A 24677-nucleotide genomic window follows, 5' to 3' on the forward strand; every position below is an offset into this window, starting at 1 on the left:
CCACGTCCGCGTCAGCGGCGGACCGTATGCTCCCGCGGGCACCGCTCCCGGCCGGCGGCTCGCAGCGCTCGCCGAAACCCCCGGCCGTCCACTGCCAGCTCCACGCGACAAGCCCCGCCCCTTGCCCCAAGAGGGCAGCCCTCTTGGGCGTGAATTCCCAACAGGGGTCCCGTATACCCGCCCAGACAGTGACAGGGCTGCCCTCTTGAGAGCCGGGCGGGGAAGGGGTGAGCGGGACCAGCGGCGGACGGGTGAGGCCGCGGGAGCAACGGTCTGGACCACGACGGGACGTCGCGGTAGCTCAAATCTCTGTCCAAATAGGGAATCGAAGCCACCCCACCGCGGGGGCGGGCTAGGGCCGAAGGCGGTCGCGTCAGGGTTTCGAAAGGGCGGTGGCGACGGCGAGGGCGTCCTCGACGGCGGCGGGGATGTCGGTGACCGGGAAGATCGTGTGGCGGACCGTGCGGTCGCGGGTGACCACGAGCACCGCGCGTTTGAGGCGGGGCTGCTGGCCGATGCGGGCGGTGGGCAGGCGGAGCGCGGCGGCCAGGCGGAGGTCGACGTCGGACATCAGTGGAAACGGCACGCCTTCCGCCTTGGCGAACGCGGCCTGCTCCTCCGGGCGCTGCGTGCTCACCCCGTGTACCGCGACACCCGCGCCGGTGAACGCCGGCCACCGGTCGCGGAAGAGGCGGTTCTCCAGCGTGCAGCCCACGGTGCCGGGGATGTCGTTCCAGCCCGCGGGCAGTGGGGTGGGGCGGCCGGTCGCCGGATAGGTGAAGAGCACCGTGGCGGGCACGTCGGGCGCCACCGGGTCGCGTCGGGCGCCGGTGGAGTCGACGAGGGTGAGGTCGGCCGGGATCGTGCCGCCGGGCAGTGAGCGCACGCGGGCGGCCTCGGCGCCGTCGGACGGGGCGCTGGCGCTGAGCGTGCCGTCGCCGAGCAGCCAGCGGTCGGCCCAGTCCTGCATGCCGACCAGCACCGGGAGGAACGCCCGGCCGCGCTCGGTGAGGCGGTACTCGTACCGGGGCGGGCGGTCCTGGTACGGCACCCGTGCGACCACGTCGTGCTCGACCAGGTGGGTGAGGCGCTCGGTGAGCACCTTGCGGGACACGCCCAGCTCACCGACCAGCTCGTCGAAGCGCATGTGGCCGCGGGCGACCTCGCGCAGCACGAGCAGGTTCCACCAGTCGCCCATGACGGCGGCGGCGTGGGCGATGCCGCACGTCTCGTCGGCGACCCGGCCTATGTACATGACCACCCCCTCCGGGGTAAGTTCCCATTCGAAACTCACTCAGTCCTCGCCAGGAAGGATACGACGTGCCGACCGCTCTGCCCACGATGCGCCGCAACTGGCTGGTGACCCTGCGCGCGTACCCATGGACGTACTTCGTCGGCACCGTCGCCACCGGGGTGCTCACGGTGGGCCTTGCCTATCTCGCCTTCCACGCGATCGGGGGTGGCCAGGTCAGCGCCGTCTTCCTGGCCGACGGAGGGACGAGCGACTACCTGGGCTACGTCACCGTGGGCGCCGCCGCGCTCATGTTCGCCACCCGCATGGTGCTGTGGGTCGCGAAGGCGCAGATCACCGAGCAGCGCGAGGGCACCTTCGAAAGCCAGCTCCTGGCACCGGCCCGGCGCCTGCCGTACCTCGTCGGTGTGGGTCTCCAGGCCTTCACCACGACGGTGGCCGAGGTGGCGGTGATGCTCGCGTTCGCGGTGGCGATCGGGGTGCGGCTGCCGGCGCCCGACCCGCTCGCGCTGCTCTGCGCGGTCGCGGCGGCGGGGGCGGCGGTGTTTGGGATCTCGGTGCCGCTCAGCGCCATCATGATCTCGGTCGGCGAGGCGCACATCACGCAGAACACGCTGTTCGTCGGCATGGCGCTGCTCTGCGGGTTCACGTTTCCACCGGCGTCGCTGCCCGACCCGCTGCGGTGGCTCGGCGAGGCGCTGCCGCTCACCTCGGGGCTGCGGGCGCTGCGCGGCGCCGCCCTGCGACACGAGACCGTCGGCGCGATCCTTCCCGACCTGCTCCTCTGCGCGGGCCTCGGGCTGGCGTACCTCGCCGTCGGGCTCCGCCTGCTCGGGCCGGCCGAGCGGATCGCCGTGCAGCGGGGCGGTGCCGCGTGAGCGCCGGCATCGTCACCGAGCGGCTGACCAAGACGTTTCCGCCGCCGCGCCGGCTGTTCGGCAGGCGGCCGCCGGCGGGCGCGCCAGCCGTCGACGGGCTCTCGCTGAGCATCCCGCCCGGCGCGGTGACCGGCCTGCTGGGGCTCAACGGCGCCGGCAAGACCACCACCATCAAGATGATGGCCACGCTGCTCCGCCCCACCTCGGGCACGGCCACAGTGGACGGTCTCGACGTGGTGCGCGACGCGCGCGAGGTGCGGCGCCGGATCAACCTCATCGCCGGCGGCGAGCGCATGGTGTACGCGCGGATGACCGGCCGGGAAAACCTCTGGTACTTCGGTCAGCTCTACGACGTGCCGCGCGCCACCCTCCACCGCCGGATCGGCGAGCTGCTCGACCTCGTCGGCCTCACCGACGCGGCCGGCACGCTCGTCGAGCGCTACTCGCGCGGCATGCGGCAGCGGCTCAGCATCGCCCGCGGGCTCGTCAACTCCCCCGCCTACCTGCTGCTCGACGAGCCGACGCTCGGACTGGACGCGCCGATCGCCCGCGACCTGCGCGCGGTCGTCGCCGACCTGGCCGCCGGCGGCGTGGGCGTGTTGCTGACCTCGCACTACCTGGCCGAGGTGGAGCAGCTGTGCCGGTACGTCCACGTCATCGACCGCGGCGCGCTCGTCGCCGCCGGCAGCCCGGCCGAGCTGACCGCCGGCACCCGCCTGCCGCACACCGTGGAGCTCACGCTGACCGAGCCGGCGCCGGACGCGAGCAAGGCGGTGGACGCGCTCGCCGCCCGCGCCGGCGCCGAGGTCTGGCACGACACGGACGTCGACGGCCGGCCGCGGGTCACCCTCCGCCATCCCGACGACCTCGCCGGTGAGTTGACGACCACCGTGGTACGTGCGGGCGGCGCCATCGCCCGCGTCGAAGTGTCGCCGCCGACGCTGGAGGACGCGATCCTCGCGATGGCCGCCCGATGAGCGCCGCGTGGCGGGTGGTGCTCGCCGAGGCGCTCAAGCAGCACCGCCGCATCTTCGGCACCAAGCTCGTCGTCTTCTCGATGCTGGTGTGGCCGGTGCTCACGCTCGCGACGGCGTACTACACGATCCTGCCGGTCACCGCGACACCCGGCGCCGCCGCGCGCTGGCCCCTGGTCGCCGAGCCGCAGCGGCTGGCGGCGTTCCTGGCGGCCGGCGCGCTCGCGTACACGTTCTTCTTCTCGCTCGTGCAGTCCGCGTGGCACTTCTCGTTCGAACGGGTGAGCGGCACGCTGGAGGCGCTGTTCCTGACGCCGGCGAGCCGGCTCGCCCTGGTGGTGGCGAACGGTTCCGGCGCGCTCGTGCAGAACGCGTGGCTCTTCGGCGCCTTCGCGGTGGCGGCGGCGGCCGCGACGGGCACGCTGCACGTGGCGCACCCCGGCATGTACCCGCTCGCGCTGGCCGCCCTCCTCGTGCCGGCGGTCGCCTGGGGCGCGTTTCTCAACAGCCTGCTGATGTTCTCCCGCGACTCGGCGTTCCTCTACACCCTTTTGGACGATCCACTGTGGTTCGTCGCTGGTGTGCGGCTGCCGCTGTTCGCAATGCCGTTGTGGGTCAAGGCGATCGGCCTCGCCTTCCCGCTCACGACGAGCCTCGCCGTGCTCCGCGGCGCCCTGCTCGACGGCGAAGGCGTACGCGAACTGGGCGGCGAGCTGGCCCTGCTGGGCGTCCTTTCCGCCGCGCTCTTCGCCCTGACCGCGGTGACGCTGCGGGTCGGCGAGCGCCACGCGCAGAAGACCGGCTCGCTCCAGCTCTTCTAGCGCCTGGCGGTGGCCAGCTCGTACGCCCGCTCGGGTACGAACCGGCCGGCGCCCGCGATGCAGCCGTCCGACTCGCCGGGCAGCTTCACCCACAGGAACGCCGCGACCTTGGGGTCGCCGGTGGCGGTGGTGCTCGGCGTGCCGATCGCCCGGCCCTTCGGGTCGCACCACTCGTCGCCCAGCGGCCCGTTGCCGTTGCGGCTCGTGTCGACCACGGCGCGCAGCCTGGCGACGCCGACCGCGGCGAGGACCTTCTTCGCGTACGCCACCTCGTCCCGCGTGGATCGGTAGTTGGAGACGTTGGTGGAGATGCCGTCCCCGCTCTCCTTGATGCCGGCGGCGACGAGCCGGCCGGCCATCTCGGCGGGCGGCAGCCAGTTGGAGTGTCCGGCGTCCAGGTACACCTTCGCCGCCGCCGAGGCGGCCTTCAGCTTCCGGGTCGCGTACGCCATCGAGGCGTGCACCTCGGCCTGCTGGGCGGTGTTGAGGCAGTTGCTCATCAGCGGCAGCACGTCGGGCTCGAGGACGACGGTCGCGGGGCGCCCGGCCAGCCCGGCGGCCACCTCGTCTATCCACTTTCGATACTCGTCGTGGCTGGGCATGCCGCCGGCGCTGGCACCGCTGCAATCGCGGTTGGGGATGTTGTAGACCACGAGGATCGGGGTCTGCCCCGCGGCGGCGGCCGCACCCACGAAAGCGTCCACTTCGGAGCGTACCGCCGCGGTGTTCTTCTGCGTGAACCACCGGCCCTGCGGCACGCGCGCGATGCGGTCGCGGATGACGGCGGCCCGCGGGTCCTTGGGGTTGGCGGCGACCCAGTCGGCGGCCGAGGTGTCCGGGTCGACGTAGAAGCCCGCCGCGGCCGGGGCCGCCTTCGGCGCGACGCTCGGCGGTGGGCTGCTCGCGGCCGTCCACACCCCGGCCGGCGGTGAATCTGTGCCCGAACCGTCGCACGCGACGAGGGCACCCACCGCCAGGACCGCTGCCGCCATCCGACCGACGACCCGCATACCACCTCCCACGTCAGGACGATAACCATGAATACGCACAGCGTGCACCGGCGGATCAGCGGGCCGAGAGGGCGGCCGTCCGGCGCACGGGCGAGGCGAGCAGGCGGGCGGCCGGCAGCAGCAGGCCCGCGCCGGCGACCGCGATGGCCCCGCGTACCCCGAGCGCACCGCTGAGCGGTCCGCCGGCGGCCGCGGCCAGCGGTGCCGCCGCCCACGCGGCCCAGCGGAAGCTGGCGGTGACGCGGCCGATCAGGTGGTCCGGGGTGATCGCCTGGCGGCCGGCGATCAGGGTGACGTTGTAGACCTGCATGCCGAAGCCGACCAGCAGCGCGCTGCCGGCGAGCAGCCCGAGCGAGCCCGGGCCCCGGCCGGTCGCGAGCGGCACGAGCAGCACGGGCGCACCGGCCAGGAGGGCCGCGGCGACCATCGTGCGGCCGAAGCCGAGCCGGGCGGCGACCCGGGCGGCGGCCAGCGAGCCCAGCAGCGCGCCCGGTCCGGCCGCGCCGAGGACCAGGCCGAACGCGGCCGGCGGGAAGCCGAGGTCGCGCACGACGTAGACGGCGACCAGCGGCGTGCGCAGCGCGTAGAAGGCGTTCAGCAGCGCGGACGAGACGGCCATCGGGCGCAGCACCGGGTGCCGCCACACGGCCGCGACGCCCTCCCACATCTCCCGCGCCACGCCGCGGCGCCGGGCGCGGTCGGCCCCACCACGACGGCCGAGCGCCTCGTCGACCGCGCGCGGTGGCCCGCCGGCGGACCTGAGCGGCGGGATGGTCCCGACCAGCAGCGCCGCGGCGAGGTAGGTGGTGGCGGCGACCGCGACCGCGCCGCTGGGCCGGATCACCTCGGCGAGCGCGCCGCCGAGCGCCGGCCCGATGATCATCGCGAGCGAGCGGGTGGCTTCCAGCCTGCTGTTCGCCAGGACGAGGTGGTCCGGTCCGACCAGCGCCGGCAGCAGGCTGGGCGCCGCGACGTCGAAGCCGACCTTGAGGAACGAGACGAGGAAGTACGCGACCACCAGCTGGGCCATGCTCAGCACACCGGCCACGGCGGCGACCGGCACCCAGGCGTGGAGCAGCACCCGGCCGGCGTATGTCACCAGCATGATGTGCCGCCGGTCGACCCGGTCGGCCAGCACCCCGAACAGCGGCCAGGCGAACGCCAGCGGAGCCGTGCCGGCGCCTACCAGCAGGCCGAGCTCCCCCGCCGACGCGTCCAGCTCGACGACGGCGATCAGCGGCAGCGCGACAAACGTCAGGTACGTGCCGAAGTCGGACACGGCTTGAACGATCCACAAGCGGGCGAAGGACGGTGGCATGACTCAACGGTCGGCGCCGGCCCACCCGCCGGTCCAACACCTGTCCACGCCCGATTAACGCACTCCGGTTGTCGCCTCGGGCTCGGGCCGCCACGCGCCACCGGGCAGGTCGAGCCAGCCCTCGGCCCGCGCGGCCCGCCGGGCCACCGCCCGCAGCACGTCCAGGCCCGGGTGGCGCACGTCGCGGTGCCACAGCATGCTCCACGGGTACACCGGCACCGGATCGACGATCGGGACCAGTACCGCCCCCGGCACCGCCGGCTGCGTGCTCAACGCCAGCACCGGCGTACCGTGCCGCCGCACCCGGTGCGCCAACTCGTCCACGCCGTACGCCGGCGGGTGGTCCGGCTCGAGGACCGCACCGCTCGCCGCGGCCAGCTGGACACCCACGTCCGTCCACTCCGGCGACGACTGGTTACCCGCGTGCAGGCACAGCTCCAGCCCGCCCAGCCGCGCGAACGCCACACTCCCGCCGCCGGCCAGCGGATGCCCCTCGGGCAGCAGCAGCGCGAGCGGCTCCCACCGCACCAACCGGTGCGCGACCCGCGCGGCCAGGTGCGCGGGAAGACCGGCCCGCCGGCCGAACACCACCTGGAGGCGATGGGACAGCAGCAACGGCACCGACGTCTCCAACCGCGCGTGGAACGTCGCCGCGAACTCCAGGTCCGGCGCCTCCTCCCGCGCCGAGGCCAGCAGCCGCGCCGGCGTCAGCTTCTGGCCCACCACGTTGACGTAGAGCGGGGCCGTGCCGGCGCGCACCTCCCGCACCGTCTCGTCGTGCAGGGCCAGCAGCTGCCGCGCCCGCGCCAGGAGCCGCTCGCCGGCCGGGGTGAGCGCCACCCGCCGGGTGCCCCGGTCGAGCAGGGTCACGCCAAGCCGCTGCTCCAGCCGCCGGATGTCCCGGCTGACCGCCTGCTGCGCCACGAACAACCGCTGCGCCGCCCGGCCGAAATGTAGCTCCTCCGCCACCGCGACGAAGTAGCGCAGCAGCCGGAACTCCAGATCGTCCGCCATCGTCAGTCTCTAGCGCCAGACGATGGGGCCGAGGTTGTAGTGCCGGTTGAACTTCGAGTCGGCGAAGGCCTTCGGCGCCTCGCCGTACGGCACTCCCTGGTAGCTGACCTGCCGGATCGGCTCGGACGGCGAGGAGATCCACCGGTCGCAGGTCTCCCAGCGCGCGCCCTTGCGGTCGAAGGCCTCCGGGGCGCCCACCTCCTCGCAGCCCGGTATCTCGCCGCCGATCAGCACGTTGTAGGAGAGGTCACCGTCGCCGTACAGCCCGTCGAACTGGGGGCGTTCCAGCGGCAGCGGGTTGCCGCTCTCGTTCGTGATGATGATTTTGACGTAGTAGGCGCGGCTGCGCTTGAGCTCGGCGGCGCTCCGGGCGTCGAAGTTGCCCTTGACCTGGGAGCCGGGGATGCTGCGGATGGGCTGCACCACGATGCCGAGCACCCCTTCGAGATAGGCGTCGCGCCGCGGGTTGAACTGGCGGATCGGCACGGTCGCCTTCTGGCCGAAGCGGAGCCGGGTCCCCGGCCGGGTCATGCCGGCGGTCACCCGCAGCGGCCCGGTCAGCGACGCGGTCGGGATCGGCGAGGGCCCGGACGGAGACGCGGCCGGGGTTGGAGAGGGCGTAGGCGAGGGCGACGGCAGGGGCTCCGCCACGGTGTCCCGTGACGTGCAGCCGGCCACGACCAGGGCGAGGGCGATCACTAGAACGCGGTACACAGCGGACATTCTGCTAGATCCACGCGACATGTGTCGCGTGCGGCGGTCCTGGCTTTGTTACAGGTGACGAACGCTTTCGCCGGTGATTGACAGATCAAGTCGGCGCCATCCACGATGGTCGAACACCCCCGACCTTCCGTCCACTATGGACATGAAAGGTACCGAGATGTCGCGAAGAGCTATCGTCATCGCCACCGCGGCGGCGGCCGCCTTCCTGATCGTGGCCACTCCCGCCACCGCCATCCCCACCACCGCTCCCGCCGAGCCGGCCCCCGCCGCCCTCGAACGCCTCGCCGACGAAGAGGCCAGCGTCGTCGAGGTGACGGTCGCCGACCGCGACGAGCTGGACCGGCTCGTCGCCACCGGCGTCGACCTCGACCACCACGTCTCCCACACGCACGCGGGCATCGTCGTCCACGCCGTGGTCACCCCGAACGAGGTCAAGGGCCTGCGCACCCTCGGCTACCGGGTCGGCGGGACGCTCTTCGACCCGGCGGACAGCGCCCACCGGATCGCCGAACGCGACGCGACGATCGCCGACCACAAGGCGGAGAACCAGGCGTTCAGCGCCGCGGCGCGGAGCGCCACCGTCTCCGACGTCAAGATCATTCGGGCCGACTACTACACCTCAGGAACCAGCCAGGTGCTCTCCGTCGAGGCGAAGTGGGCCCAGGGCCAGACCGCGGCCAACACGCTGACCGTGAGCCGCGACAGCGGCCCCGGCACCGAGATGGGCTCGGGCGGCACGCAGACCATCTCCCGGTTCGTCGACGCGGGCGTGTACCTCTACCACCGCGGCGCCGCCGCCGTCACCAGCCGACCCGACAAGATCCAGATCACCAGCCCCACCGGTGACGTCGCGGTCGCGCAGGTCAAGGAGTGGCTGCCGATCCCCGGCGAGTCCCCGGAAGGCCCCGGCTACCAGAAGGACTTCGTCACCAGCTACCTCACCCCGACCGAGCTGTACGACCGGATCAAGCGGCTGGCCGCGGAGTACCCGCAGCTCGCCGAGGTGGTCGAGCTGCCCTACAAGACCAACGGCTACCGGCGCAAGGCGCAGGTCGTGCTCGGCTCGGCCAACGACAGCCGGGTGGCGGTCGACTCGCTGGCCTGGGGTCACGAGGGCGGCAACGACATCACCGTCGAGCTGGCCAACCCGGGCGCCGCCGACCAGCCGCTCACCGCGACCGTGACCGGCAAGGCCATCCGGGTGAGCCTGTCCACCGACGCCGCCGGCACCGTCACCAGCACCGCGGCCCAGGTCGCCGCCGTCATCAACGGCGCGGCGGGCAGCCTCGTCAAGGCGTACACCTACCGGGGCAACGCCGGCGCCGGTGTGGTCGCGCCGATCGCGGCGACGCCGCTGACCGACAACCTGCACGCGCCGGCCAGCGTCATCCGCGGTCCCCAGCCGGTGTACGCGCTGCGGATCGGCAAGTTCCGCGACGGCTCCCGGCCCGGTGTGCTCGCCTACGCGCAGGAACACGCCCGCGAGTGGGTGCCGCCGCTGGTCACTATCGAGACCGCCGAGCGGCTGCTGCGCAACCAGAAGCACGACCCCAAGACCCAGGAGCTGCTCCGCTCGCTCGACATCTGGATCGCCCCGTCGATCAACCCCGACGGCGGGCACTACTCGTTCTACGACTTCAACTCGCAGCGCAAGAACATGACCAACCACTGCGCGCCGGGCGCCGAGACCGACGCGCTGGGCCGCAACTCCTGGGGCGTCGACAACAACCGCAACTACACCGAGTACAGCCTCTTCGACGGGTACTCGGGCGCGTCGACGAGCTGCACGAGCGGCACGTTCGCCGGCCCGAGCGAGCTCACCGAACCGGAGAACAAGAACCTGAACTGGCTGGCCAGCCGCCCCAACATCAAGTTCTCGATGAACCTGCACTCCTCCGGCAACTACTTCATGTGGTCGCCGGGCTCGTACAGCCTGCCGGGCCGGATCTCCGCGCCGCGGCCCACGCTGGCCGAGGAGTCGTACTTCTGGGGCGCGTCCTCGCGGATCCTCACCGCCATCAAGCGCCACCGGAACATGGCGGTGACCCCGGCCCGGACCGGCCCGATCTCCGACGTGCTGTACTCGGCGGCCGGCAACTCCGGTGACATGCTCTGGTACAAGTACGGCATCTACGCCTGGAACTTCGAGGTCGGCACCGAGTTCCAGCCGGAGTGGGAGGAAGCGCACGCCGAGACGATGGAGTTCTCCAACGGCCTCGTCGAGCTCTTCCGGGTCGCCCGCGACTACGACAAGGACAAGAAGCGCCCGACCAGCACCCTCGCGGTCGCGCCGAGCCCGACCGAGGGCATGGTCGAGGTGAAGTTCGAGACGAGCGAGCCGGCCGCGGTGTTCTACACGCTCGACGGCGCCAAGCCGACCTTCGAGTCCACCCTGTACGCGTCGGCGGGCATCCGCGAGGCGGGCGAGACCCTCACCGTGCCGTACGGCACGCGGGTCTTCTGGTTCTCCGTGGACGCCGCCGGCAACATCGAAAACAACTACCGCCCCGACACCGACGCCAAGAACTGGAACCGCGCCTACGCGGTGCTCTCCGACACCTGACGCCGGGTATCGAACCCCTGAGTACCGGCCGCGGCGCTCCCCCGCCGCGGCCGGCTACCGTTCCGGCATGAACGATCTGGAGATCCGCCTGCGCCCGGTCGTCGAGGAAGATCTGGCGATGTTCCGCCGGTTCGCGACGGAGCCGGGGCTCGTCGGGCTCGACTGGACCGGCTTCCGCGACGCGCAGGAGCCCGCGCGCCGGTTCGCCGCCGACGGCTACCTCAGCGCGACGAGCAGCCGGCTGATGGTCGAGGTGGCGCCGGAGAAGGTCGCCGCCGGCTTCGTGAGCTGGGCACTGCGCGACTTCGGCGGCCCGACCAAGCATTGGGAGATCGGGATCGCGTTGCTCCCCGAGTGGCGCGGCAAGGGCATCGGCTGGCGGGCGCAGGCGATGCTCACCGACTACCTCTTCACCCACACGCCCATGCATCGCGTGCAGGCCGGCACCCACCCGGAGAACATCGCCGAGCAGAAGTCGCTGGAGAAGGCCGGCTTCCACCTGGAGGGCGTGGTGCGCGCCTGCGAGTTTCGCGCCGGCCAGTGGCGCGACGGCTACCTCTACAGCCGCACCCGGGACGACCCCTCACCCATGCATGGAACGCCCGCCGGCGGGTAGCCCCGCCCCATGGCCTCCGCCGATACGCGGACCACCGCGCGGCGCACTCTTGTCGTCATCGCCCTGGTACTGGCGACGGCGGTGTCGCTGTACCTCGTCGTGCACACGGCCCGGGTGCTCGTCTGGATCGTCGTCGCCGCGTTCTTCGCGGTGGCGCTCAAGCCGGCGGTCGACTGGACGGAACGCCGGCTCACCTGGTGCAGGCGATGGCTGGCGACACTGCTCGTCTTCTTCGCGGTAGCCCTCCTCCTCGCCGGGCTGGTGGCCCTGTTCGCGGTGCCGCTGGTCCGCGAGGGCAGCCAGCTCTACGACGACTTTCCCCGGATCGTCGCCGACATCCGCGCGGGCCGCGGCCCGGTCGGCCACCTCGCCGAGCGCTTCCACGTCGTGTCGTACCTGGAAAGCCACTCCGACCAGATCCGCCAGTACGCGTCGAACCTCGGCGGGCCCACCCTCGGCTTCCTCACCGGTGTGGCGACGACCGTCGTGGGCATCGTCACGATCTTCGTCCTCGCGTACCTGATGGTGCTTCAAGCCCCGAAGTTCGTCGCCGCGCTCCTCGGCCTGTTCGAGCCCGCGACGGCCGAGCGGATCCGGCGGGTCGGCTCCGCCTGCGCCCGCACCGTCACCGGCTACATCACCGGCAACCTGCTGATCAGCCTCGTCTGCGGTGTCCTCACCTACGTCGTCCTGATGATCCTCGGTGTGCCGTTCGCCGGCCTGATCGCCCTGTTCGTCGCGATCGCCGACCTGATCCCGCTCGTCGGCGCCACCCTCGGCGCCGCGGTCGCGATCCTCGCCGGCTTCACCGAGTCGGTCACCGCCGGCATCGTGCTGATCGTCTTCTTCGTCGCGTACCAGCAGCTGGAAAACCATCTGCTCCAGCCGCTGGTCTTCGCCCGCACCGTCCAGCTCAACCCGCTCACGGTGCTGATCGCCATCCTGATCGCGGTCGAGCTGGCCGGCATCCTCGGCGCCCTCCTGGCCATCCCGGTCGCCGGCACCATCCAGCTCATCGCCCGCGACCTGTGGCACGGCCGCCGGACGGGCACACCCCCTAGAGCGTCCTAGGAAACTAGCCTCAGGGTGGCCCATCCGCACGTGGTCGGGACATTGACGGACACCGTTGCGAGTCCTAAACTCGCCGGTAACTTACCGATCGGTAGCGACGCTGCGGGGCCCCGCACGCACCTTGTGGAGGTGTACACATGTCGCTCACTCGTCCGGTCTCCCTACTCACCGTGCTGCTCCTCGCCGTGGCCGCGGCCGCGATTCCCCACTCCCCGGCGGTGGCCGCTCCGGCATGCCCGACGAACGGCATCCCGTTCACCAGCACGCTCAGCAACGGCAAGGTCAAGATCGGCCGGCTGGACCCGGCGACGGGGGCCAGCGGCACGGCCTGCGGCGTCGTCGACTTCACGCCGGAGCTCACCCTCGAGGCCACCATCCCACGGGCGAACCTCGCGTTCGCGCCGCTGTCGGTGCCCATCGACAAGCTGGGCCTGATCGACGTCCCGGTGCGGATCAAGCCGGCCAGCGACTTCACCGGCCCGGTGACGTTCGGCGCGGACGGGATCCACATCTCGCTCAGCGGCGAGGTGGTCGCCGAGGCGGACGTGCTGCTCAACACCTGCACGATCGGCCCGTTCCGCACGTCGCTCACGACCGACCAAAGTGGATCGTTGACCGGCGCGCCGTTCGCCGGCACCGACCCGGCCAACCTGACCGGCAAGCTCGTCGGCAACGAGGGCGCCATCCCGCGCGCCAACCGCACGTGGCGGTGCCCGATCATCATCGCCGACATCTTCGACGCGATCACCGGCCTGCCGTCGCCGAGCGGCGAGTCCTGGCTCACGTTCGACGGCGCGCTGACCCTCTCCCCCGCGGGCGCCGCCGCCCTCCGCGGCTAGCCCCTCTGCCGTCGATCAGGGAGTTGGTGGGCGGGTCGGCCGGCGCGCCGCGTCACCAACTCCCTGATCAACACGGCTAGGCGGCGGGGCGGAGGCGGAGGGTGACGATCTCGAAGGGGCGTAGGGGTAGGCGGACTTCGCCGGCCTCCAGCGGAGTGTCGGGCAACGGGCGCTCCAGGAGGTCGACCACCTCGGCCGCCGCCAGCGGGAAGCCGGCCCGCAGCACGGCTTCGGCGCGGCCGCCGAGCGACTCGTAGAGGCGCACGACCACGTCGCCGGTGCGGTCGTCGGCGAGCTTGACCGCCTCCACGGTGGCGCCCTCGCACGTCACCAGCGGCGGCGGGAGCGCACCGGCCGCCGCCGCACCCGGGGTCGCCCTCAGCGGGAGGTTGAGGGCATAGCCCTCGGCCACCGCGTCCGCGACCGTGGCGCCGGGCACGATCGCGTAGGTGAACCGGTGCGCGCCCTGGTCGGCGTGCGGGTCGGGCGAGCGGGGCGCGCGCACGAGGCTGAGCCGCACGGTCGTGGTCGTGCCGCCGCCCTCGCGGGTGTGCCGGCCGGCGTCGTGTCCGTACGTCGAGTCGGTGACCAGCGCGACGCCGTAGCCGGTCTCGCCGACGTGCACCCAGCGGTGCGCCCAGACCTCGAAACGGGCGGCCTCCCAGCCGGTGTTGACGTGCGTGGGCCGGTGCACGTGCCCGAACTGGATCTCCGATGTGGACCGGTCGGCGTGCACGTCGAGCGGGAACGCCGCCTTGAGGATCTTCTCGGTCTCGTGCCAGTCGATCTCGGTGACCACGTCGACGCGGCGGCTGCCGGCCCGCAGCGTGATGGTCTGGCTGATCCGCGAGGAGCCGAAGCTGCGCTCGACCCGCACCGCGCCGACGAGCGGACCGGCGGACTCGACGGTGATCGCGTCGGCGGCGGTCAGGTCGACCCGCTGCCGCTTGTAGTGCTCGTCGATGTCCCACGCGTCCCACTCGTTGGGCAGGTCGGCGTGGAGCTGGAGCAGGTTGCCCCGGCCGCCGGGCGCGAGCGCTTCCCGGCCGGTGGACATGTCGCGCACCGACGTGAGCAGCCCGTCGTCGTCGATCTCCACCCGGACCAGGCCGTTGTCGAGGACACGCGGGGTGACCGCCACCATGCTCGGCGGGTCGGCCGGGGTCAGCGGCGCGGCGCCGAGCGCGGGCACCCGCACGAAGACGCCGTCGACGACCTCGGCCCGCGCGTGCGGCGCGGCGTTGAAGACCGCGGGGGAACCGCCGAGCGCGGCGACCGCACCGTCGATGATGGACTCCAGCTCGGCGGCGACCCGCGCGTACGTCTGCTCGGCCTCGCGGTGCACCCAGGCGATGGAGCTGCCTGGCAGGATGTCGTGAAACTGGTGCAGCAGCACCGTCTTCCACAACCTGTCCAGGTCGTCGTAGGGGTATGGGTGTCCGGTGTGGAGGGACGCGGTGGCCGCCCACAGCTCGGCCTCGCGCAGCAGGTGCTCGCTGCGCCTGTTGCCGGCCTTGATGCGCGCCTGGGTGGTGTACGTGGCGCGGTGCAGCTCCAGGTAGAGCTCGCCGGACCAGACCGGTGCGTCCGGGTACTCTGCCTCGGCCGCGCGGAAGAAGTCGGACGGGCGCTCGATGACCACCCGTGGCGAGCCCTCCAGGTCGCGCAGGCGGCGCGCCTTCTCCATCATCTCCCGGGTGGGGCCGCCACCGCCGTCGCCGTACCCGAACGGGACGAGCGAGCGCGTGCCGCGCCCCTTCTCCGAGTAGTTCGCGACGGCGTGGGCCAGCTCCTTGCCCTCGAACGCCGCCACGTACGTGTCGATCGGCGGGAAGTGGGTGAACACCCGGGTGCCGTCGATGCCCTCCCACCAGAACGTGTGGTGCGGCAGCCGGTTGGTCTGGTTCCAGGACAGCTTCTGGGTCAGGAACCAGCGCATCCCGGCCAGCCGGGCCAGCTGCGGGAAGGCGGCCGTGTAGCCGAACGAGTCGGGCAGCCACACCTCCTCGCACTCCACGCCGAACTCGTCGAGGAAGAACCGCTTGCCGTGCGTGAGCTGGCGGGCGAGCGCCTCGCCGCCGGGCAGGTTGGCGTCGGACTCGACCCACATGCCGCCGACCGGCACCCACTGTCCGTTGTCGACAGTGGCCTTGACGCGGGCGTAGATCTCCGGCTGGTGCCGCTTGACCCAGTCGTACTGCTGCGCCTGCGAGGCCGCGAAGATCAGCTCCGGGTACTCCGCGGCGAGGGCGGTGACGTTGGCGAACGTGCGCGCGGACTTGCGCACGGTCTCGCGCAGCGGCCACAGCCAGGCGCTGTCGATGTGCGCGTGGCCGGCGGCGGAGAGGATGTGCGCGCTGCGGTGGGCCGGCCGGGCCAGCGTGTCGGCCAGCTCCTTGCGGGCCCGGCCCGCGGTGGCGGGCACGTCCAGCAGGTCGAGCACGTCGAGCGCGCGCTCCAGGGCGCGCAGGATCTCGTGCCGGCGCGGCTCGTTGACGGACAGCTCGGCCATCAGCTCGCTGAGCACCTCGATGTCGAGCGTCAGGTGCCACACGTCGAGGTCGAGCACGGCGAGGTCGGCGCGGGTCAGCCGGTAGAGCGGCACGTCGCCCGCCGTCGCCTTGTCGCCGAGCGGCGTGGGCCGGAAGCCGCCGGCGAGGATGTCCGGGTTGGCCGCCGCCTCGACGAACAGGCGCACGTCGCCGCGGGACGGGACCGGGACGTACTGGTTGCGCGGCGCGACACCCTTGATCGGTCGTCCACTGTGGTCGTAGACAAGCGCCTCGGCCTGGTTGCCTGGCCAGTCGCCGACGAACCCGAGGTCGAAGACCGCCTCCACCTGGCGATCGGCCCAGGCGGCCGGCACGCTTCCCTGTACCCGAAACCAGGTGGTGGACCACGGCGGACCCCACGCTTCGCCGATCGCGAAGGGTGAGTAGCCGGCGGCGAGCGCCTCCGCGACCGGCACCGGCTCGCCCGGCGCCTGCCAGGCCTCCACCCGCAGCGGGACGGACGCCGCGTAGCGCGCCGGGCGGATCCGCTCGCGCAGCGCGCGGGCGAGCCGTTCCTCGACGAGTCTCCGGTTGTCGTGCAACGCCGTCTCCCTCAGCTCAGGTAGGCCAGGTGTGGATGGTGCCGCACGTACCTGTCGAGCAGGCGCTGGGCGACGGTGACCGAGTCGACGAGCGGGTGCAGCGCGATCGCCTTGAGCGCGGCGGCGCGCGAGCCGGTCACGGCCGCCTCGATGGCCGCCCGCTCCACCGCCTTCACGCCGCACACGAGCCCGGCCGCGTGCTCGGGCAGCGGGTCGACCGCGAACGGCCGGGGACCGCCGCCGTCGACGGCACAGGGCACCTCGACGACCGCGTCCGCGTCCAAGATGGACAGCGTGACTCTGCTGGCTGCGCTCGCTTCGCTCGCGGAGCGCCCCGGGCGCCCGGCGCGCTCCGCCCTCGTCGCTCCGCTCCTCGGGTCGGAGCTTGCCGGCCCCGGGGCGCGGTTGCGGACGTTGAGGATGAGCGTGGCCGGCTCGTCGTGCGCGATGGCGCGCATGAGGGCGAGCGCGACCTGCTCGTAGCCGCCGCCGTCCAGGTCGCAGGAGTCGCGCGGGCCGGCGCCGGTGGCGGCCCGGCTCTCCGCGCCATACGTCCGCTCGCGCTCCAGCCGGGCGTCCTCCCACGCGGCGAGCGCCGAGCCGGAGCCCCTCGCCGTCGCCGTGTAGAAGCGGTCCTGCTGCTCCAGCAGGAAGGCGCCGCGGGTCTGCGCGCTCGCCCGCCCAGTGGTGACCGCCTCGCGCGTGTAGTAGTAGTGGTGCAGGTACTCGTTGGGCAGGGCGCCCAGCGTCCGCAGCCAGTCGGTGCCGAAGAGCTTGCCCTCCTCGAACGAGGAGAGCGCCTCCGGGTCGGCCAGCAGCCGGGGCAGGTGGTCGACGCCGCCGGCGTGCACGCCGCGCAGCCAGCCGAGATGGTTGAGGCCGGCGTAGTCGAGCTGCACCGCGGCCGGGTCGAGGCCGAGCGCGCGGGCGACGCGGCGGCCCAGCCCGACCGGCGAGTCGCAGATGCCGATGACGCGGTCGCCGAGATGCGCCGCCATCGCCTCGGTGACCATGCCGGCCGGGTTGGTGAAGTTGATGACCCAGGCCTCCGGCGCCAGCGCGGCGACCCGGCGGGCCACCTGGATGGCGACGGGCAGGGTGCGCAGCCCGTAGGACACGCCGCCGGCGCCGACCGTCTCCTGGCCGAGCACGCCCTCGTCGAGCGCGATCCGCTCGTCGGACGCGCGGCCGGCGAGGCCGCCGACCCGGATCGCGGAGAAGACGAAGTCGGCGCCGCGGATGGCCTCGTCGAGGTCGGTGGTGTGGGTGATCCGCGGTGGGTCGGCGACACCGTCGGCCTGCTCGGCCAGCACCCGCCGGATGGCGGCAAGGCGGGAGGCGTCGACATCGTGCAGGACCACGTCGGTGACCCGCCCGGCCCGGCGGTCGTCGAGCAGGGCCCGGTACACCAGCGGCACCCGGAAGCCACCGCCGCCCAGGATGGTCAGCCTCATACGGTCTGGACCTCCACGCCCGCGTCGGCGAAAGCGGCCCGGGTGCCCGCGTCGGCGGTGCCGTTGGTGACGACCACGTGCAGGTCTTCCGGCCCGCAGACCCGGGCCATGCCGGTGCCGGGAAACTTGCTCTCGTCGGCGATCAGCACCACCTGCTCGGCCGCCGCGATCATCGCGCGCTTGACCGGCACCTCGACCACGGTGGTGTCCATGACCTGCCCGTCCGACCGCACGCCGCTGGTGCCGAGAAAGAGGCGGTCGGCGCGCACCTGGCGCAGCGCGTCTTCGGTCAGGAAGCCGACCATCGAGCGGTAGCTGCGGCGCACGACGCCGCCGAGCAGCACGAGCTGGATGTCGTGGTCATCGACGAGCTCCTCGCACACCGCGAGGCTGCTGGTGATGACCGTGATCGAGCGCCCGTGCAGCCGGTGTGCCAGCCGGTGTGCGGTGGTGCCGATGTCGAGGATGATCGTCTCGCCGTCCTTGACGATCTCGGCGCAGCGTGCGGCGATGTCGTCCTTCTCCCGCACGCGGACGGCGGCGACCTCGGCGAACGGCTCGTCGACGTCGGTGGAGGACACGGCTCCGCCGTAGACCCGGGTGAGGCGACCCTCCTGCTGGAGCTGGACGAGGTCGCGGCGGACCGTCGCCTGGCTCACGCCGAGGCGGTCGGCCAGGACCCGCACCGCCGCGGGGCCATCGGCCCGCAGCGTACGCAAGATCATCTCGTGACGCTGTTGGGGAAGCACGGCAAGAAGCTATCACTCAAACTCGCTCAGCGCTATGACGGAGTTTGAGCGACTATTGCCAACCTCGCTCATGGGGTGCAAAATTCTGCGCAACTATGAACGGGAGGTTGTCCATGGCTGACGCGGAGCCCGTCGACGTCTTCCTGTCCGGCCTGCTCTTCTACGACATGGTCTTCACCGGACTGGCGAAGCCGCCGACGCTGGGCGCCGAGGTCTGGACCGACCAGATGGGCGTCGGACCGGGCGGCATCGCGAACTTCGCGGTGGCGCTGAGCCGGCTCGGCGCCCGCACGTCGCTCGCGGCCGCGTTCGGCGCGGACACCTACGGCGACATCTGCTGGGACAACCTGTCGCGGCAGGAGGGCATCGACCTGTCCGTGTCACGGCGGTTCGCCGGCTGGTCCACGCCGGTCACCGTCTCCCTCGCGTACGACGACGACCGGGCCCTGGTCACCCACGGCACACCGCCGCCTGTGACCGCCGACGAGCTGATCGGGCTGCCGCCGGCGAGCCGGGCCGCCATGGTCCACATCGGACCGTGGGAGCAGGACTGGCTGGCCCGGGCACACGCACAGGGCAGCCTGGTCTTCGCCGACGTCGGATGGGACCCGTCCGGCACCTGGTCGCGCGAGGTGCTGCGCCAGCTTTCCTACTGCCACGCCTTCCTGCCCAACGCCATGGAGGCGATGCACTACACCGGCGCCTCGACACCGGCCGGCGCGCTGCACCGGCTGGCCGACCTCGTGCCGGTCGCGGTCATCACCTGCGGCGCCGAGGGGGCGCTCGCGGTGGACGCCACGACGGGGGAATCCGCGTCCGTGCCCGGGATTTCCGTCCCGGCCCTGGACACCACCGGCGCCGGGGACGTGTTCGGCGCCGGGTTCATCGTCGCGAGCCTCGCCGGCTGGCCGCTGGCCGACCGGCTGCGCTTCGCGAACCTCACCGCCGCCCTGTCGGTACGCCGGCTGGGTGGCGCGCCCGCGGCGCCGACCTGGGCGGAGATCGCCGCCTGGCGGCGCACCAACGGCGGCACCGACTACGGCTTCCTCGACACCGCGATAGCAGACTGATCCATTGTGGAACGTGAAGGGTAGGCACCCCCATGGATATGAACAGAAGACGGCTGCTCCAGCTCGGCGCCCTCGGGCTGGCCGGCACGGCGCTCGGCGGGCTGGCCGCGTGCGGCGACGACGACGCGGCCGGCGGCGGCACCGGCGGAGACAGCAAGGAGCTGACCCTCTGGTACTGGAGCGGCGGGCTGAGCAAGAAGGTGCTCGACGGCGTCGCCACGCGGTTCCCCGACGTCAAGGTGACGATGTCCGAGATCGGCGGCACCTTCAAGGAGAAGCTGCTGACCACGATGAGCGGCCGGTCCGGCATCCCCGACATCACCGGGGTCAAGGGCGAGGACATCTCCACGTTCCTGGCCCAGCAGGAGCAGTTCCTCGACCTGAACGAGCTCGGGTTCGACACGCTGAAGAGCCAGTACGTGGAGTGGAAGTGGCGGCAGGCCACCACCAAGGACGGCAAGGTGATCGGCTTCCCCATCGACATCGGGCCGACCGCGCTGTACTACCGGGCGGACGTGTACGAGAAGGCGGGGCTGCCCACCGATCCGGACAAGGTGGCCGCGGCCATGCCCACCTGGGACGCGTTCTTCGACGCCGGGGTCGAGCTCAAGGGCAAGGTGCCCGGCGCGTTCATGGTCGTGGAGACGACGGCCGTGTTCGACATGGCGATCGGGCAGGGCGCCAAGCGCTTCGTCGACGAGAACAACAAGTTCATCGGCGACCAGGACCACGTCCGCGCCGCGTGGGACCTCGCGGTCAAGTCGCTCGAGCTGGGCATCAACGCGAAGACCCCGGGCGGCAGCCAGGACTTCAACGCCGCGCTCACCAAGGGCACGCTGCCGAGCGTCATCGGCGCGGCGTGGATGGCACTGGACATCCGGTCGGCGGCCGAGTCCACGTCCGGCAAGTGGCGCGTCGCGGCGACGCCGGGCGGCCCGGGCAACTACGGCGGCTCGTTCCTGACCATCCCGAAGGCGAGCCGCAACCCCACCAAGTCGTTCGAGATCATCAGCTGGATCCTCAGCCCGGACAACCAGGCGCAGGGCTTCACCGACGCGGCCATCTTCCCGGCGTCCCCGGCGACGTACGCGATGCCGGCGCTCAACCAGCCGGACCCGTTCTTCGGCGACCAGGTCACGATCAAGGTCTTCGGCCCGGCCGCCGAGAAGGTGCCGGTCGCGTACGAGGGCCCGAACGACGCGGCCGTCAAGGCGCCGTTCTACACGCAACTGTCCAACGTGGAGGCCAAGGGCAAGAACTCGGACGAGGCGTGGAACGACGCCGTGAGCGAGGCCAAGAAGATCGGGGAACGGCTGGGAGTCAGCTGACGTGACCACCATCCACCGGCCGGCGGCGCCAACGGTGACCCGGGTGGGTGCGCATGCCGCACCCACCCGGCGGCGCCGCGGGCCGTGGCGGTTCTGGCCGCAGTACCTGGCGATCTCCCCGTTCTACGTGCTCTTCGCCGTGTTCGGGCTCTTCCCGATGCTGTTCTCGCTCTACCTCGCGTTCCAGCGTTGGGACGGCTTCGGCGACATGGAGTACGTGGGCCTGGCCAACTTCAAGTACCTGGTGGAAGACGCCACGTTCTGGCATTCGCTGCGCAACACCGTGATCATCTGGCTGTTCTCGACCGTGCCGATGCTGTGCCTGGCGCTGGTGATCGCGGCGATGCTCAACTCGGCCGTCCGCTTCCGGGGCTTCTACCGGATCGCCTACTTCGTCCCCAACGTCACGTCGGTGGTCGCGATGGCGCTCTTCTTCGGCGCCGTCTTCGCCTCCAACTTCGGGCTGGCCAACGCGGTGCTGCACTGGCTGCATCTGCCCGAGGTGCGGTGGCTCAGCGACCCGTGGGGCCTCAAGATCGCGATCGCCGCGGTGGGCACCTGGCAGTGGACCGGGTACAACGCGATCATCTACCTCGCCGGCCTCCAGGCCATCCCCGGCGACCTCTACGAGGCGGCCAAGGTGGACGGTGCCGGTCCGGTGCAGTCGTTCTTCCGGATCACGCTGCCGATGCTGCGCCCGGTCATCCTCTTCACGGTGATCGTCTCGACGGTCGGCGGGATGCAGACGTTTACCGAGCCGCAGGTCATGATCCCGGGCAACAACACCACGCCGAACACCGGCGGGCCCGGCCAGGAGGGTCTGACCATGGTCCTCTACTTCTACCACCAGGCGTTCGACAACAACGACTTCGGGTACGCGGCCGCGATCTCGTGGGCGGTCTTCATGGTCATCCTGCTCTTCGCGGTCATCAACTGGCGCCTCGTGCAACGGCGGGAGGACTGATGTCGGTGCTCAAGGTTCGGATCCGCCGCCGCGGCGTCCTGCTGCACGCCGCGCTCGTCTTCGGCGCGATCGTGTCGCTGTTCCCGTTCTACTGGACGCTCGTGATGGCGACCAACAGCACGGAGGACATCTACCGCTTCCCGCCGAAGCTGACGCTCGGCTCGGAGTTCGGCACCAACGTGCGCAACGTCTTCGACAGCATCGACTTCTTCGGCTCGATGCTGAACACGCTGATCGTCGCCTGCTCGGTCACCGTGCTGGTGCTGTTCTTCGACTCGCTGGCCGCGTTCACGTTCGCCAAGTTCGACTTCCCGGGGCGGCGGCTGCTCTTCGGGCTGCTGCTGGGCACGTTCATGCTGCCGGTACAGCTCGCAGTGATCCCGCAGTTCATCACGATGGCGGAGCTCGGCTGGATCGGCGACCTCAAAGCGCTGATCATCCCGGCCGCGGCCAACGCGTTCGGCATCTTCTGGATGCGGCAGTACATCAAGGGTGCGATCTCCGACGACCTGCTCGACGCGGCCCGGCTCGACGGGGCCCGGTTCTTCCGCCTCTACTGGAGCGTGGCGCTGCCGGTGCTGCGTCCCGGCCTCTCGTTCCTGGGCATCTACACGTTCGTCAGCACTTGGAACGACTACCTGTGGCCGCTCATCGTGCTGACCAACCCGGAGAAGGTCACGTTGCAGGTGGCGCTCTCGCAGCTCAACGGCACCCACCAGCTCGACTACAGCCGGATCGTCACCGGCGCGCTGCTGGCCATGTTCCCGCTCGTCATCGCGTTCACCATCTTCGCGCGCGGCTTCATCGCCGACCTCGCGAAGGGCGCGTTCAAGGGGTGAGCATGCCGCCCGCGTACGAGCTACGGGCGGTAGAGACGGAGTTCGCCGTGTCACGAGAGACCTTTCGGGTAAGGGTCGCTCGTCGTGGCGTTGCTTCGAGGCATATTTGCCCGCGTCCGCGTCAGCGGCGGACCGTATGCTCCCGCGGGCACCGCTCCCGGCCGGCGGCTCGCAGCGCTCGCCGACCCCCCGGCCGTCCACTGCCAGCTCCGCGAGACAGGGTCTTCGCGGGCTTTACCTCCGCCGTCCTGACGCAGCGTTACCAGCCCAGGGGCGGGACTTCGTTTGCTTTCCGGGTCGCCGATCCGGGAACGGGCATTGTGGACAAACGTCGACCACCGCCTCGCGGGAGCCCAATCAACCCCGCCCCCTTTCCGCCCTGGCCGGTGGCGCGTAGGGGTGCCGTGACCAACGGCGGATGGGTGAGGCCGCGGGAGCAGCGGTCTGGACCACGACGGACATCGCGGTAGCTCAAATCTAAATAGGGCTCGAAGCCACCCCGACTCTGAAAGCTCCTGAGCGCTCGGGTGAGGCTGCTCCCGCGGCCTCCCCCGTCCCGCCGCCGGTAGACGCGCGCGGGTGGCTTTGCTCTGCTCCCCCATAGTGGTCACCCATGCTCGGGCGCGGGCTCGACCGCCCAGCCGCCCTCATAGGGTGCGGAGCAAGGGCACCCGCGACACCCGACCTCACCGGATTGCCCACTGCCCCGCGCGCACGACGGCGTGGGCCGCGGAAGTCTCCGTCTGGGACCGCCCTTGGAAAGCCGGCCCGCCGATCAGCGGAGGAAGAGCTCGATCACCGGGACCTCGACGTCGGGGCGGCGCACCGGCAGCTCCAGCGTCACCGTGCCGGCCGGCTGGCTCTCCGCGACGGTCGCGTAGGCCGCGCCGCGGCTGGGATCCGCGACCGTCCAACGGACTTCGGCGCCGTCATGCAGAAACTGGGCGTACTCCAGGCGCTCGGCCAACCCGGGTAGATGGACCGCGTCGAACGGCCACGCGAACAGGTGCAGGTAAAGCCGATCGCCGCGCTGGGTGTAGCGGCAGTCGGGCGGCGCGGTGAACGTGCTGGGGCCGGCGCCGTAGATGGAGCGGCCGTGCAGGCGCATCCACCGGCCGATGCCGCGCAGGGTCTCGACCGCCCGCGGGTCGAACTGGCCGCGGGCGGTGGGGCCGACGTTGAGCAGGAAGTTGCCGTCCATGGAGACGGTGTCGACGAGCATCCGCACCAGCAGGTCGACCGACTTGAAGTCGGTGTTGTCGCGGTCGTAGCCCCAGGTGCCGTTGAGGGTCTGGCAGGCCTCCCACCGGACCGGCTCGCCGTCGCGGGTGAGTGGCTTGCTCGGCTGGTACTGCTCCGGCGTCACGAAGTCGCCGGGCACGTCGAGCCGGTCGTTGACGAGCGCGCCGGGCTGGAGCTCGCGCACCATCGCGAGCAGCTCGGCGCTGCCCCAGTCGGCCGCGCCCTTGCCGCCCCACACGCGCTGGCCGTAGTGCGTGTGGTCGACGTACGAGAAGTCGAGCCACAGCTCGTCGAGCCTGCCGTAGCCGGTGAGCAGCTCGCGCACCTGGCCGTGCAGGTATTCGCGGTAGCGGGCGATGTCGCGGGGCTCGGCGCGCAGCGTTTCGTTGTCACGCTCGGGGTGCAGGCCGTCGATCGGGAAGTCGGGGTGGTGCCAGTCGATCAGCGAGTGGTAGAAGCCGACGCCGAGATCCCGCTCGCGCAGCGCGGCCACGAGCGGGGCGACGAGGTCGCGGCCCCACGGCGTGTTGGTGGCCTTGTAGTCGCCGAGGGCGGTGTCCCACAAGCAGAACCCGTCGTGGTGCTTGGTGGTGACCACGACGTAGCGGGCGCCCACGTCGGCCGCGTGCTCCGCCCACTCGGCCGGGTCGTAGAGATCCGGCATGAAGTGCGCGAAGTAGCGCTGGTAGTCGGCGTTGGAAATCCGCTCGTGGTGGCGGATCCACTCGCCCCGCGCCGGCAGCGCGTAGAGGCCCCAGTGGATGAACAGCCCGAAACGCCGCTCGCGGAAGGCATCCTGCACCTCATGATCTTATCCGCCCCGCACCCTTTTTAGGGAAGGCTTTACGTGCGAACACC

General features: G+C 71.7%; 20 protein-coding genes. 11 read left to right on the plus strand and 9 right to left on the minus strand.

All coding sequences use genetic code 11. The features are described 5' to 3' along the window. Positions 1–373 precede the first annotated feature (373 nt). A complete protein-coding gene (locus tag ACTMTJ_RS26645; protein WP_441220574.1) occupies positions 374–1294 on the minus strand; it encodes a winged helix-turn-helix transcriptional regulator in 921 nt (306 codons plus the stop codon). A gap of 26 nt (positions 1295–1320) precedes the next feature. On the opposite strand from ACTMTJ_RS26645, the gene ACTMTJ_RS26650 reads away from it, so the two are divergent. From ACTMTJ_RS26650 to ACTMTJ_RS26660, 3 genes are read left to right on the plus strand one after another with little or no spacing between them, the layout of a single operon-like run. Then, positions 1321–2130, plus strand: a complete 810-nt coding sequence (locus tag ACTMTJ_RS26650; protein WP_441220576.1) for an ABC transporter permease — start codon at positions 1321–1323, stop codon at positions 2128–2130. Continuing rightward, positions 2127–3107 (plus strand): ABC transporter ATP-binding protein, encoded by a 981-nt coding sequence (locus ACTMTJ_RS26655; RefSeq protein ID WP_441220578.1) that lies wholly within the window; start codon positions 2127–2129, stop codon positions 3105–3107. The genes ACTMTJ_RS26650 and ACTMTJ_RS26655 overlap by 4 nt, the downstream gene beginning before the upstream one ends. Further along, positions 3104–3925 (plus strand): ABC transporter permease, encoded by an 822-nt coding sequence (locus ACTMTJ_RS26660; RefSeq protein ID WP_441220580.1) that lies wholly within the window; start codon positions 3104–3106, stop codon positions 3923–3925. Before ACTMTJ_RS26655 ends, ACTMTJ_RS26660 begins: the two co-directional genes overlap by 4 nt. On the opposite strand, the gene ACTMTJ_RS26665 is transcribed toward ACTMTJ_RS26660, so the two are convergent. The 4 genes from ACTMTJ_RS26665 to ACTMTJ_RS26680 are packed head-to-tail and all read right to left on the minus strand — an operon-like array spanning position 3922 to position 7981. After that, positions 3922–4935 (minus strand): glycoside hydrolase family 6 protein, encoded by a 1014-nt coding sequence (locus ACTMTJ_RS26665; protein WP_441220582.1) that lies wholly within the window; start codon positions 4933–4935, stop codon positions 3922–3924. The two genes, ACTMTJ_RS26660 and ACTMTJ_RS26665, sit on opposite strands and share 4 nt — an antisense overlap. Positions 4936–4990: 55 nt before the next feature. Further along, the gene (locus ACTMTJ_RS26670) at positions 4991–6253 is read right to left on the minus strand and encodes an MFS transporter (protein WP_441220583.1); all 1263 of its coding nucleotides are present in this window, start codon (positions 6251–6253) and stop codon (positions 4991–4993) included. 54 nt (positions 6254–6307) lie between these two features. Further along, entirely contained in the window at positions 6308–7267 is a 960-nt protein-coding gene (locus ACTMTJ_RS26675; protein ID WP_441220585.1) for a LysR family transcriptional regulator, read from the minus strand. Positions 7268–7276: 9 nt separating this feature from the next. Further along, positions 7277–7981, minus strand: a complete 705-nt coding sequence (locus ACTMTJ_RS26680) for a hypothetical protein (protein WP_441220587.1) — start codon at positions 7979–7981, stop codon at positions 7277–7279. Between the two features lie 166 nt (positions 7982–8147). On the opposite strand from ACTMTJ_RS26680, the gene ACTMTJ_RS26685 reads away from it, so the two are divergent. The 4 genes from ACTMTJ_RS26685 to ACTMTJ_RS26700 all read left to right on the plus strand — a co-directional run bounded on the left by ACTMTJ_RS26685 (position 8148) and on the right by ACTMTJ_RS26700 (position 13079). Continuing rightward, positions 8148–10553, plus strand: coding sequence for a M14 family metallopeptidase (locus tag ACTMTJ_RS26685; RefSeq protein WP_441220589.1), 2406 nt, complete (start codon positions 8148–8150; stop codon positions 10551–10553). Positions 10554–10620: 67 nt separating this feature from the next. Then, positions 10621–11169 carry a GNAT family N-acetyltransferase gene (locus tag ACTMTJ_RS26690; protein WP_441220591.1) on the plus strand — a complete coding sequence of 183 codons (549 nt, stop codon included), beginning with the start codon at positions 10621–10623 and terminating at the stop codon, positions 11167–11169. A gap of 9 nt (positions 11170–11178) precedes the next feature. Next, positions 11179–12240, plus strand: coding sequence for an AI-2E family transporter (locus ACTMTJ_RS26695; RefSeq protein WP_441220593.1), 1062 nt, complete (start codon positions 11179–11181; stop codon positions 12238–12240). Between the two features lie 137 nt (positions 12241–12377). Next, positions 12378–13079, plus strand: a complete 702-nt coding sequence (locus ACTMTJ_RS26700; protein WP_441220595.1) for a hypothetical protein — start codon at positions 12378–12380, stop codon at positions 13077–13079. Positions 13080–13155: 76 nt separating this feature from the next. Here ACTMTJ_RS26700 and ACTMTJ_RS26705 read toward each other — a convergent pair whose 3' ends face one another. Genes ACTMTJ_RS26705 through ACTMTJ_RS26715 form a run of 3 tightly spaced genes read right to left on the minus strand, consistent with a single transcriptional unit; the run spans position 13156 to position 18352 of the window. Then, on the minus strand, positions 13156–16173 hold the full coding sequence (locus tag ACTMTJ_RS26705) for an alpha-mannosidase (RefSeq protein WP_441220597.1): 3018 nt from the start codon (positions 16171–16173) through the stop codon (positions 13156–13158). An 11-nt stretch (positions 16174–16184) separates the two neighbouring features. Continuing rightward, a complete protein-coding gene (locus tag ACTMTJ_RS26710; RefSeq protein ID WP_441220598.1) occupies positions 16185–17627 on the minus strand; it encodes a 6-phospho-beta-glucosidase in 1443 nt (480 codons plus the stop codon). Beyond that, positions 17624–18352, minus strand: a complete 729-nt coding sequence (locus tag ACTMTJ_RS26715) for a DeoR/GlpR family DNA-binding transcription regulator (protein WP_441220600.1) — start codon at positions 18350–18352, stop codon at positions 17624–17626. The genes ACTMTJ_RS26710 and ACTMTJ_RS26715 overlap by 4 nt, the downstream gene beginning before the upstream one ends. Positions 18353–18489: 137 nt before the next feature. Here ACTMTJ_RS26715 and ACTMTJ_RS26720 point away from each other — a divergent pair, with 137 nt between their 5' ends. From ACTMTJ_RS26720 to ACTMTJ_RS26735, 4 genes are read left to right on the plus strand one after another with little or no spacing between them, the layout of a single operon-like run. Then, positions 18490–19446: a carbohydrate kinase family protein gene (locus ACTMTJ_RS26720; protein ID WP_441220602.1), complete on the plus strand. Its 957-nt coding sequence runs from the start codon at positions 18490–18492 to the stop codon at positions 19444–19446. 38 nt (positions 19447–19484) lie between these two features. Continuing rightward, on the plus strand, positions 19485–20774 hold the full coding sequence (locus ACTMTJ_RS26725; RefSeq protein ID WP_441220604.1) for an ABC transporter substrate-binding protein: 1290 nt from the start codon (positions 19485–19487) through the stop codon (positions 20772–20774). 1 nt (position 20775) lies between these two features. Beyond that, positions 20776–21738 carry a carbohydrate ABC transporter permease gene (locus ACTMTJ_RS26730; RefSeq protein WP_441220605.1) on the plus strand — a complete coding sequence of 321 codons (963 nt, stop codon included), beginning with the start codon at positions 20776–20778 and terminating at the stop codon, positions 21736–21738. After that, positions 21738–22577: a carbohydrate ABC transporter permease gene (locus ACTMTJ_RS26735; protein WP_441220607.1), complete on the plus strand. Its 840-nt coding sequence runs from the start codon at positions 21738–21740 to the stop codon at positions 22575–22577. Before ACTMTJ_RS26730 ends, ACTMTJ_RS26735 begins: the two co-directional genes overlap by 1 nt. A gap of 775 nt (positions 22578–23352) precedes the next feature. Here ACTMTJ_RS26735 and ACTMTJ_RS26740 read toward each other — a convergent pair. Beyond that, positions 23353–24621, minus strand: coding sequence for an alpha-L-fucosidase (locus tag ACTMTJ_RS26740; protein WP_441220609.1), 1269 nt, complete (start codon positions 24619–24621; stop codon positions 23353–23355). Between the last annotated feature and the right edge of the window lie 56 nt (positions 24622–24677).

Origin of the sequence: Phytohabitans sp. LJ34, from assembly GCF_052068095.1 — a bacterium.
Lineage (GTDB): Bacteria > Actinomycetota > Actinomycetes > Mycobacteriales > Micromonosporaceae > Phytohabitans.